The following is a 9,624-nucleotide window of genomic DNA, read 5'->3' as shown; positions in this document are numbered from 1 at the left end:
GTCCGCGCTATCGCGCTTACGCAAAGACTCCCAGCTACCGACCACCAAACACAAGGCGGCTCACACCGGACGCGTACTCACCAAAGGCAACAATCGCACAAATCCGAGACGCCAAAACGCAACAGGGCCCCGGATTTCTCCGGAGCCCTGTCACAAACTCGCAACCAATGGCGTTGGTACAACCGATCAGGCCTCGACGGCCGGAAGGTTGACCTTGCCACCAGCGGCCTCGACGGCGGCGACGGCACCGGCGGAAGCGCCGGCAACATCGAACGTCACGGCGGCCGTGATGGCGCCCTTGTTGAGCAGACGCACACCGTCGCGGCTGGCGCGAACCAGACCGGCATTGACCAGGACCTCGGCGGTCACGGTCTCGGCGGCGTTGATGCGGCCGTCATCGATGGCCTTCTGCACAGCGCTGACGTTCACCACGGCATAATCCTTGGCGAACGGAACGTTGGAGAAGCCACGCTTCGGCAGACGGCGATGCAAGGGCATCTGGCCGCCTTCGAAGCCCTTGATCGAGACGCCCGTACGGGACTTCTGACCCTTGACACCACGGCCACCGGTCTTGCCCTTACCGGACCCGATGCCGCGGCCGATGCGCATGCGAAGCTTGCGTGCGCCCGGGTTTTCGCTGATTTCGTTGAGCTTCATGATTCTGATCCTTCAGGCCGTATCGCTGAAGCCTCTTACGAGGCTTCCTCGACGCGCACGAGGTGCCGAACCTTGTTGATCATCCCACGGACGGAGGGGGTATCCTCCAACTCGCGGGTGCGGTTCAGCTTGTTGAGGCCCAGACCGATCAGGGTCGCCCGCTGATCGCCCTGACGGCCGATCGGGCTACCCGTCTGGGTCACGATGACGGTATTCTTCTCAGCCATTTACGCGGCCTCCTTCTCGCCTTCGCGCTTGCCCAGGATATCGGACACGCGACGACCACGACGGGCAGCCACCGAACGCGGGCTGACGCACTGCGTCAGAGCGTCGAAGGTCGCCTTGATCATGTTGTGCGGGTTGGAAGTGCCGACCGACTTGGTCACCACGTCCGCCACGCCCAGGGCTTCGAAGATGGCGCGCATCGGGCCACCGGCGATGATGCCGGTACCCGGAGGGGCAGCACGCAGCACGACCTTGCCGGCACCGAAGTGACCGAACACGTCATGATGCAGCGTACGACCTTCGCGCAGCGGCACGCGGATCATCGAGCGCTTGGCCTGCTCGGTGGCCTTGCGGATGGCCTCTGGCACTTCGCGGGCCTTGCCCGAACCGACGCCGACGCGACCCTTCGCGTCACCGACAACGACAATGGCAGCGAAGCCGAAGCGACGACCACCCTTGACCACCTTGGCGACGCGGTTGATCCCGACGAGCTTTTCGACGAGATCATCGCCTTCGCGTTCCTCACGACGATCACGGTTGTCGCGATCGCGGCGCTCGCCACGTTCGCGGCCACGCCGCTCATTCTCGCCGCCGGCCGCGCTGTTCTCATTACGAGCCATGCTAACCCCCTTAGAACTGCAGGCCGGCTTCGCGGGCGGCGTCGGCCAAAGCCTTCACACGCCCGTGATACAGGTACTGACCACGATCGAAGTAAACGGTGGTGACACCTTCGGCGACAGCGCGTTCGGCAATCAGCTTGCCGACGGCCTTGGCCGCTTCGGTGTCCGCCCCGGTCTTCAGGCCTTCCCGCAGATCCTTTTCCAGGGTCGACGCAGAAACCAGCGTACGGCCGGCCTCGTCGTCGATGATCTGGGCATAGATATGCTGGCTCGACCGGAAGACCGAGAGACGAGCGCGCCCGCTGCCGACCTTGCGGAGCCGGGCGCGCACCCGCGCCTTGCGGCGCTGGTTGAGATCTTTCTGCTTGCTCATCGTCGTCCGCCTTACTTCTTCTTGCCTTCTTTGCGGATGATCGTCTCGTTATCGTACTTCACACCCTTGCCCTTGTAGGGCTCGGGCGGACGATAACTACGGATCTCCGCAGCGATCTGACCAACTTGCTGCTTGTCAGCACCGCTGATCGAGATGGACGTCGGCTTCTCGCACTTCATCGTGATACCCGCAGGGATGGGGTAGCGGATGTCGTGGGAGAAACCAAGGTTCAGCACCAGCTCCGAACCAGCGACGGCGGCCTTGTAGCCGACGCCGGTGATTTCGAGATTGCGGGTGAAACCCTTGTCCACACCGGTCACCAGGTTGGCAACGTTGGTACGGGCGGTGGCCCAGTTCTGGCGAGCGCGGACCGTTTCGGTACGCGGCAGGACGACAAGCTTGCCATCCTCCAGCTTGGCCTCGATTTCGTCGATCAAGTTCAAGCTGAGCTGACCCAGCTTGCCCTTGGCGGTGACAGTCTGACCGGTGACCTGGACGGTAACGCCGGCCGGCACCGGCACCGGATGCTTTCCGATACGGGACATGTGGCCGTGCTCCTTAGAACACCTTGCAGAGGACTTCGCCGCCGACATTGGCAGCGCGGGCCTCTACATCAGACATGACGCCGCGAGGCGTCGACAGGATCGAAATACCAAGGCCGTTATAGACCTTCGGCAGATCGGCGATCTTCGAATAGATACGGCGGCCCGGCTTGGAAACGCGGTGCACTTCCTTGATGACCGGCTCGCCTTCGAAGTACTTCAGTTCGATGCGCAGGGACTGCACACCCGGACGGTCCTGCTCCACGGAATAACCGCGGATGTAACCTTCACGCTTCAGAACTTCCAGCACATTGGTGCGGAGCTTCGAGGCGGGGCTCAGGACGACCGACATACGGGCCTTCTGACCGTTACGAATACGGGTCAGCATATCGCCCAGGGGATCGCTCAGACTCATTTACCCGACCCTCCTTACCAGCTGGACTTGGTCATGCCCGGGATCTGGCCATTGCTGGCGAGATCACGCAGGGCAACGCGACACAGACGGAACTTGCGATAGAAGGCGCGCGGGCGCCCCGTCAGTTCGCAACGGTTCCGAATGCGGGTGCGGCTGCCATTGCGGGGCAACTGCGCCAGCTTCAGGACGGCCGTGAAACGTTCCTCGTCGGACAGTTCACGGTTCTTGGCGGTCGCCTTCAGGGCGGCCCGCTTTTCCCGATGCTTCGCCGCCAAGAGGGTGCGGCGCTTGTTCTTCTCGATAGAGCTCTTCTTAGCCATTGGTCCCCGCCTCCCCGGCGAAAGGCATATCAAAACCCTTCAGGAGAGCCTTGGCTTCCTTGTCGGTCTTGGCCGTGGTGACGAAGATGATGTCCATGCCGCGGACGTCGTCTACCTTGTCGTAGTCGATTTCCGGGAAAATCAGCTGTTCCTTCAGACCCAGCGCGTAGTTCCCACGGCCATCGAAGGCGTTGCCGTTGATGCCGCGAAAGTCGCGGACGCGCGGCAGCGCGATGGTGACCAGACGGTCCAGGAACTCATACATGCGTTCGGCGCGCAGGGTGACCTTGCAGCCGATCGGCATGCCTTCGCGCAGCTTGAACTGGGCGATGGACTTGCGGGCCTTGGTGATCACGGGCTTCTGGCCGGTGATGGCAGCCAGTTCAGCGGCAGCCTGGTTCACCTTCTTGCCGTCGCTGGCGGCTTCGCCAACGCCCATGTTGATCACGATCTTTTCCAGACGCGGAATCTGCATGTCGTTGGCGTAGTTGAACTCCGCCTTCAACTTTGCACGAAGGGTCGCGTCGTAGCGTTCTTTCATACGAGCAGCCATGGCGCGCCTCACTCGATCACTTCGCCGGAAGCCTTGGCGAAACGGACCTTGCGGCCGTCTTCCAGGATCCGGAAGCCGACGCGGGTCGGCTTGTTGGTCTTCGGGTCGACGATGGCGACGTTGGACAGGTCCATTGCCGCTTCGATCTCGACGATGCCGCCCTGCTGCATCGGGGTCTGACGCTGGTGCTTCTTCACCAGGTTGACACCGCGCACCTTGACGCGACCCTCGGTCGGCAGCACAGCAATGACCTCACCGGTCTTGCCCTTGTCCTTGCCGGCGATGACGGCGACATTGTCGCCCTTGCGGATCTTCGCAGCCATCAGAGCACCTCCGGCGCCAGCGAAATGATCTTCATGAACTTCTTGCCACGCAGCTCACGGGTCACGGGCCCGAAAATGCGCGTACCGATCGGCTCACCCTGCTTGTTGATCAGCACGGCGGCGTTGCGGTCGAAGCGGATGACGGAACCGTCCTCGCGGCGCAGCTCCTTGGCGGTGCGAACGATGACCGCGCGCTGCACGTCACCCTTCTTCACACGGCCGCGCGGAATGGCTTCCTTCACCGACACGACGATGATATCGCCGATGGCGGCGAAGCGACGACCAGCACCGCCCAGCACCTTGATGCACTGCACCCGGCGCGCGCCGCTATTGTCCGCGACTTCCAGGTTGGTTTGCATCTGAATCATGGAATATCTTCCTTATCTTCAGGCGTTCGGATTGCCGTCGGCGGCCGGGGCCACAACGACGGTCCACCGCTTGGACTTGGAGATCGGACGGCATTCTTCGATCTGGACGGCATCGCCGATCTTGAATGCGTTCGCCTCGTCATGGGCGGCGTACTTCTTGGACTGCTTGATGAACTTCTTGTAAACAGGATGCATCACGCGGCGTTCGACCAGGACGGTGACGGTCTTGTCACCCTTGTCGGACACCACGGTACCCTGCAGGACGCGACGGGGCATGTGACCCCCCTCCTCAGGACGCGGGCGCAGCAGAAACCTGCTGGCCCAGGATGGTCTTGATGCGGGCGATGTCGCGACGCACCACACGAACCCGCGCCGTATTCTCCAGCTGGCCGGAGGCCTTCTGGAAACGCAGGTTGAACTGTTCCTTCTTGAGCTGGATGAGCTGATCGTTCAGCTCATCCTGGCTCTTGCCGCGAAGGTCAGTAGCCTTCGTCATGCCTCACCCCCTTCACCCAGACGGGTGACCATACGCACCTTGATCGGCAGCTTCGCAGCGGCCAGTTCGAAAGCGCGCTTGGCCAGGTCGGCCGGCACGCCATCGACTTCGAACATGATACGGCCCGGCGCAACGCGAGCCGCCCAGAATTCCGGCGAACCCTTACCGGAACCCATGCGGACTTCCGCCGGCTTCGAGGACACGGGCAGATCCGGGAAAATCCGGATCCAGACGCGGCCCTGACGCTTCAGGTGGCGGGTGATGGCACGACGCGCAGATTCGATCTGACGGGCCGTAATACGCATCGGTTCGACAGCTTTCAAGCCGAAAGCGCCGAAATTGAGAGAGGTACCGCCCTTCGACGCGCCGTGGATACGGCCTTTGTGCGCCTTGCGGTACTTGGTACGCTTCGGACTCAGCATGGCAAGTTGCCTTCTCTATATCCCTGCTAGTATCCGGATGGCTCAGCGAGCCGACGCCTGATCCGCGGAGCGCTTATCCTGCGCCATCGGATCATGTGTCAGCACCTCGCCCTTGAACACCCAGACCTTGACACCACAGGTGCCGTACGTGGTCTTAGCGGTGCCGACGCCGTAGTCGATCTCGGCGCGCAGCGTATGCAGCGGCACGCGGCCTTCGCGGTACCATTCGATACGTGCGATTTCCGCGCCACCCAGGCGACCGGAGCAGTTGATCCGGATGCCCTGGGCACCCAGACGCATCGCGGACTGCACGGCGCGCTTCATGGCGCGGCGGAAAGCCACACGGCGCTCCAGCTGGCTCGCGATGTTCTCGGCGATCAGACGGGCATCGAGCTCCGGCTTGCGGATCTCGACGATGTTCAGGTTCACCTCCGAACCGGCCATCTTGCTGAGCTCGGAGCGCAGCTTCTCGATATCCGCACCCTTCTTGCCGATCACCACACCCGGACGGGCCGTGTGGATGGTGACGCGGGCCTTCTTGGCCGGACGCTCGATGATGACGCGGCTGACACCGGCAGCCTGCAGACGGGTCTGCAGATAGCCACGCAGCTTCAGGTCCTGGTGGAGCAACTTGGCATAGTCGCGATCAGCGAACCAGCGGCTGTCCCAGGTCCGGTTGATCCCGACGCGCAAGCCGATCGGATTGACTTTCTGACCCATTATTCAGCGGCCCCCTCGGCCTTCTCCTCGGCGCGCTCACGCACGATCACGGTCAGGTTGCTGAACAGCTTCTCGACACGAGCGCCACGACCGCGAGCGCGGGCATGGAAACGCTTCATGACCAGAGCCTTGCCAACCGTCGCGTGGGACACGATCAGGCGGTCAACATCCAGCTGATGGTTGTTCTCGGCGTTCGCGATGGCGGACTGGAGGACCTTCTTCACTTCGCCAGCGATACGACGCTTGGAAAATGTCAGAAGGGCGACAGCTTCACCAGCGGACTTTCCACGGATCAGCTGTGCAACCAGGTTCAGCTTCTGCGGGCTCGTGCGGATCATTCCGCCGAACGCCTTGGCCTCAGTCTCGCTGAGGCGCCGCTCTGCAGCAGGCTTTCCCATGATTACTTCCTCTTCGCCTTCTTGTCGGCCGCATGACCGTAGAACGTACGGGTCGGCGAGAATTCACCGAACTTGTGGCCGATCATATTCTCGGTCACCAGCACCGGCACGAACTTCTGGCCGTTGTAGACACCGAAGGTCAGACCGACAAAATGCGGCAGAATGGTGGAACGGCGGGTCCAGATCTTGATGATCTCATTACGGCCCGACGCACGCGCCTTGTCTGCCTTCTTCAACAGGTAGCCGTCGATAAACGGCCCCTTCCAGACGGAACGAGTCACGGCAGCACTCCCTTACTTAGCGCGGCGGCGGATAATGAGCTTATCCGTGCCCTTGTTCTGACGGGTCTTCTTACCCTTGGTCGGCTTGCCCCACGGCGTGACCGGATGACGGCCACCGGAGGTACGACCTTCACCACCACCGTGCGGGTGGTCGATCGGGTTCATGGCGACGCCGCGAACGGAAGGACGCTTGCCGAGCCAGCGGTTACGACCGGCCTTGGCGATGACCACATTGGACTGGTCCGGATTGGACACAGCACCGATGGTGGCCATGCATTCGCCACGGACCATGCGCAGCTCGCCCGAGGGGAGCTTCAGCTGGGCATAGCCCTGGTCGCGACCGACCAGCTGCAGGTACGTGCCGGCGGAGCGCGCCAGCTGACCACCCTTGCCGGCCTTCAGTTCCACATTGTGGACGATGGTACCGACGGGGATGTTCTTCAGCGGCATCGCATTGCCGGGCTTCACATCGACCTTCTCACCGGAGACGACGACGTCGCCGGCCTTCAGGCGCTGCGGAGCCAGGATATAGGCCAGCGTGCCGTCCGTGTACTTCACCAGAGCGATGAAGCCGGTACGGTTCGGGTCATATTCCAGGCGCTCGACCGTAGCCGGCATATCGAACTTCGTGCGCTTGAAGTCGATGATGCGGTAGGTGCGCTTATGCCCGCCGCCCATGCGGCGAGCCGTGATGCGACCCGTGTTGTTGCGACCGCCGGAGCCCGACAGGCCCTCGGTCAGCATCTTAACGGGCTTGCCCTTATGCAACTCCGAGCGATCCACCAGAACGAGCTGGCGGAGGCTGGGCGTAATCGGACGGAAAGTCTTCAAAGCCATAGCTCTACCCTCACACGCCGGTGGTCACGTCGATCGAGTTGCCCTCGGCGAGGGTGACGACGGCCTTCTTATAGTCCGACCGGCGACCGATCGTCCCACGAAAGCGCTTCGTCTTACCCTTGACCACGGAGGTATTGACCGCCGTGACCTTCACCTTGAACAGACCCTCGATGGCGGCCTTGATCTCGGGCTTCGTGGCATCCATGCGCACCTTGAAGGTGACCTGGTTATGCTCGGAGCCCATGGTGGCCTTCTCGGTGATCACGGGCGCGACGACAACGTCGTACATGCGCTCGGCCGAGATCGTCTTCTTCGCAGTGCTCATTTCAGGCGAGCCTCCAGCTGCTCGACAGCGTTGCGCGTGAGGACGAGAACGTCCCGGCGCAGGATGTCGTACACGTTGGCGCCCTGTTCCGGCAGCACGTCGATGTGCGGGATGTTGCCGGCGGCACGGGCGAAATTCACATCGACATTGGAACCGTCGATGATCAGCGCCGAGGTCAGGCCCAGGGCCTGCAGCTGACCGAACAGCACCTTGGTCTTATGGCTGTCGGCCTTGGCGGCCTCCAGCACAACCAGCTTGCCTTCGGCAGCCTTGACCGACAGAGCGGTCTTCAGGGCCAGCTTGCGGACCTTCTTGGTCAGGTCATGCTCGTGGGAGCGAACGACCGGCCCGAAAATCCGAGCACCACCGCGGAACTGCGGCGACCGCAGGCTGCCGGCGCGCGCGCGGCCGGTGCCCTTCTGGCGCCACGGCTTCTTGGTGGTGCCGGAGATTTCCGAGATGCCCTTGGTCTTGTGCGTGCCGGCGCGGCGCTTGGCCAGCTGCCACAGCACCATGCGGGCCAGGATGTCCTGGCGGGCAGGCAGACCGAACACGGCTTCCGACAGCTCGATCTCGCCGACGGTTTCGTTGTTCAGATTCTTGATGGACGTCTTCATTTATCAGCCCTCCGCCGCAACAGCTTCAGCGGTCGGCGCACGGAAGGCGCCGGGGAACGGCACGCCCTCGGGCAGCTTCTTCTTGACGGCGTCCTTGACGAGGACGAAGGCGCCCTCATGGCCCGGGACGGCGCCCTTGACCAGGATCAGACCGCGCTCGACGTCGACCGATACCACCTTCAGGTTCTGGACCGTCACGGTCTCGGAACCCATCTGGCCAGGCATCTTCTTGTTCTTGAAGGTCTTGCCCGGATCCTGACGGCCACCGGTCGAACCGATGGAGCGGTGCGACACGGACACACCGTGGGTCGCACGCAGGCCGCCGAAGTTCCAGCGCTTCATGCCGCCGGCAAAACCCTTACCCAGGGTGGTGCCCTGCACGTCCACGAACTGGCCGGCAACGAAATGATCCGCGGTCAGCTCCGAACCAACCTCGATCAGGTTGGCAGGGGCCACGCGGAATTCGACGAGCTTCTTCTTCGGCTCGACCTTGGCCTTGGCGAACACCTCACGCTGGGCCTTGGCGACGTTCTTCACCTTGGCCTTGACGGCGCCGAGCTGGAGGGCCGTATAGCCGTCCTTCTCTTCCGTCTTGTGGGCGACGACCTGGACCTGGTCCAGCTTCAGCACAGTCACCGGCACGCTCTCGCCCTCGTCTGTGAAGACGCGGGTCATGCCGACCTTCTGCGCGATCAATCCGGATCGCATCTGTTTTTCTCCATAACGCGGGACATCCTCAGATGGGAGAGGTCCCGTACTCGACCAAACTTGATTACAGCTTGATTTCGACGTCGACGCCGGCGGCCAGGTCGAGCTTCATCAGCGCATCAACCGTCTGGGGCGTCGGGTCGACGATATCCAGCAGACGCTTGTGGGTGCGAATCTCGAACTGCTCGCGCGACTTCTTGTCGATGTGCGGGCTGCGGTTGACGGTGAACTTTTCCAGCTGCGTGGGCAGCGGAATCGGACCGCGGACGCGCGCACCGGTCCGCTTTGCGGTGTTGACGATCTCGCTGGTGCTCTGATCGAGCACGCGATGATCAAACGCCTTAAGGCGGATCCGGATATTCTGATTGTCCATGACCTAGACCCCAAAAAGAGCAGGGTTTATACCCAAAGAACGGGCCGGCCC

General features: G+C 62.5%; 21 protein-coding genes. All 21 read right to left on the bottom strand.

The genetic code is table 11. The annotated features are described in order from the left end of the window. Nucleotides 1-186 precede the first annotated feature (186 nt). On the bottom strand, nucleotides 187-657 hold the full coding sequence (gene rplO, locus AC1Q7F_RS23670; RefSeq protein WP_492511002.1) for a 50S ribosomal protein L15: 471 nt from the start codon (nucleotides 655-657) through the stop codon (nucleotides 187-189). A gap of 35 nt (nucleotides 658-692) precedes the next feature. After that, nucleotides 693-884: a 50S ribosomal protein L30 gene (gene rpmD, locus AC1Q7F_RS23665; protein ID WP_492511001.1), complete on the bottom strand. Its 192-nt coding sequence runs from the start codon at nucleotides 882-884 to the stop codon at nucleotides 693-695. Then, the gene (gene rpsE, locus AC1Q7F_RS23660; RefSeq protein ID WP_492511000.1) at nucleotides 885-1,502 is read right to left on the bottom strand and encodes a 30S ribosomal protein S5; all 618 of its coding nucleotides are present in this window, start codon (nucleotides 1,500-1,502) and stop codon (nucleotides 885-887) included. It lies immediately after the preceding gene. 10 nt (nucleotides 1,503-1,512) lie between these two features. Further along, nucleotides 1,513-1,875, bottom strand: a complete 363-nt coding sequence (gene rplR, locus AC1Q7F_RS23655; protein WP_492510999.1) for a 50S ribosomal protein L18 — start codon at nucleotides 1,873-1,875, stop codon at nucleotides 1,513-1,515. Between the two features lie 11 nt (nucleotides 1,876-1,886). Then, entirely contained in the window at nucleotides 1,887-2,420 is a 534-nt protein-coding gene (rplF, locus tag AC1Q7F_RS23650; RefSeq protein WP_492510998.1) for a 50S ribosomal protein L6, read from the bottom strand. A gap of 13 nt (nucleotides 2,421-2,433) precedes the next feature. Beyond that, entirely contained in the window at nucleotides 2,434-2,832 is a 399-nt protein-coding gene (gene rpsH / locus AC1Q7F_RS23645) for a 30S ribosomal protein S8 (RefSeq protein WP_492510997.1), read from the bottom strand. Nucleotides 2,833-2,846: 14 nt separating this feature from the next. Next, entirely contained in the window at nucleotides 2,847-3,152 is a 306-nt protein-coding gene (gene rpsN / locus AC1Q7F_RS23640) for a 30S ribosomal protein S14 (protein WP_492510996.1), read from the bottom strand. Continuing rightward, nucleotides 3,145-3,705 carry a 50S ribosomal protein L5 gene (gene rplE / locus AC1Q7F_RS23635; RefSeq protein ID WP_492511005.1) on the bottom strand — a complete coding sequence of 187 codons (561 nt, stop codon included), beginning with the start codon at nucleotides 3,703-3,705 and terminating at the stop codon, nucleotides 3,145-3,147. The genes rpsN and rplE overlap by 8 nt, the downstream gene beginning before the upstream one ends. 8 nt (nucleotides 3,706-3,713) lie before the next feature. After that, on the bottom strand, nucleotides 3,714-4,031 hold the full coding sequence (gene rplX, locus AC1Q7F_RS23630) for a 50S ribosomal protein L24 (protein ID WP_416573465.1): 318 nt from the start codon (nucleotides 4,029-4,031) through the stop codon (nucleotides 3,714-3,716). Continuing rightward, nucleotides 4,028-4,396, bottom strand: a complete 369-nt coding sequence (rplN, locus tag AC1Q7F_RS23625; protein ID WP_094456275.1) for a 50S ribosomal protein L14 — start codon at nucleotides 4,394-4,396, stop codon at nucleotides 4,028-4,030. The genes rplX and rplN overlap by 4 nt, the downstream gene beginning before the upstream one ends. A gap of 18 nt (nucleotides 4,397-4,414) precedes the next feature. Further along, entirely contained in the window at nucleotides 4,415-4,672 is a 258-nt protein-coding gene (gene rpsQ / locus AC1Q7F_RS23620; RefSeq protein WP_416573400.1) for a 30S ribosomal protein S17, read from the bottom strand. 13 nt (nucleotides 4,673-4,685) lie between these two features. Next, nucleotides 4,686-4,892 carry a 50S ribosomal protein L29 gene (rpmC, locus tag AC1Q7F_RS23615; RefSeq protein WP_492510995.1) on the bottom strand — a complete coding sequence of 69 codons (207 nt, stop codon included), beginning with the start codon at nucleotides 4,890-4,892 and terminating at the stop codon, nucleotides 4,686-4,688. After that, nucleotides 4,889-5,314 (bottom strand): 50S ribosomal protein L16, encoded by a 426-nt coding sequence (rplP, locus tag AC1Q7F_RS23610; protein ID WP_492510994.1) that lies wholly within the window; start codon nucleotides 5,312-5,314, stop codon nucleotides 4,889-4,891. The genes rpmC and rplP overlap by 4 nt, the downstream gene beginning before the upstream one ends. Before the next feature lie 42 nt (nucleotides 5,315-5,356). Continuing rightward, complete coding sequence (rpsC, locus tag AC1Q7F_RS23605; protein WP_492510993.1) at nucleotides 5,357-6,034, bottom strand: 30S ribosomal protein S3; 678 nt, start codon at nucleotides 6,032-6,034, stop codon at nucleotides 5,357-5,359. Next, nucleotides 6,034-6,432, bottom strand: a complete 399-nt coding sequence (gene rplV, locus AC1Q7F_RS23600) for a 50S ribosomal protein L22 (protein ID WP_492510992.1) — start codon at nucleotides 6,430-6,432, stop codon at nucleotides 6,034-6,036. The genes rpsC and rplV overlap by 1 nt, the downstream gene beginning before the upstream one ends. A 2-nt stretch (nucleotides 6,433-6,434) precedes the next feature. After that, entirely contained in the window at nucleotides 6,435-6,713 is a 279-nt protein-coding gene (gene rpsS, locus AC1Q7F_RS23595) for a 30S ribosomal protein S19 (protein WP_492510991.1), read from the bottom strand. 12 nt (nucleotides 6,714-6,725) lie between these two features. After that, nucleotides 6,726-7,550, bottom strand: a complete 825-nt coding sequence (gene rplB / locus AC1Q7F_RS23590; RefSeq protein ID WP_492510990.1) for a 50S ribosomal protein L2 — start codon at nucleotides 7,548-7,550, stop codon at nucleotides 6,726-6,728. 10 nt (nucleotides 7,551-7,560) lie between these two features. Then, complete coding sequence (locus AC1Q7F_RS23585) at nucleotides 7,561-7,875, bottom strand: 50S ribosomal protein L23 (protein WP_416573393.1); 315 nt, start codon at nucleotides 7,873-7,875, stop codon at nucleotides 7,561-7,563. Beyond that, nucleotides 7,872-8,492 carry a 50S ribosomal protein L4 gene (gene rplD / locus AC1Q7F_RS23580; RefSeq protein WP_416573392.1) on the bottom strand — a complete coding sequence of 207 codons (621 nt, stop codon included), beginning with the start codon at nucleotides 8,490-8,492 and terminating at the stop codon, nucleotides 7,872-7,874. Before rplD ends, AC1Q7F_RS23585 begins: the two co-directional genes overlap by 4 nt. Before the next feature lie 3 nt (nucleotides 8,493-8,495). Next, nucleotides 8,496-9,200 (bottom strand): 50S ribosomal protein L3, encoded by a 705-nt coding sequence (gene rplC / locus AC1Q7F_RS23575; RefSeq protein ID WP_492510989.1) that lies wholly within the window; start codon nucleotides 9,198-9,200, stop codon nucleotides 8,496-8,498. 64 nt (nucleotides 9,201-9,264) lie between these two features. Further along, nucleotides 9,265-9,573, bottom strand: coding sequence for a 30S ribosomal protein S10 (gene rpsJ, locus AC1Q7F_RS23570; RefSeq protein WP_029013602.1), 309 nt, complete (start codon nucleotides 9,571-9,573; stop codon nucleotides 9,265-9,267). Nucleotides 9,574-9,624: the final 51 nt, after the last annotated feature.

This window comes from Niveispirillum sp. GW835-FHT14G11 (assembly GCF_058793615.1).
This window is presented reverse-complemented; position numbering and strand designations above follow the sequence as displayed.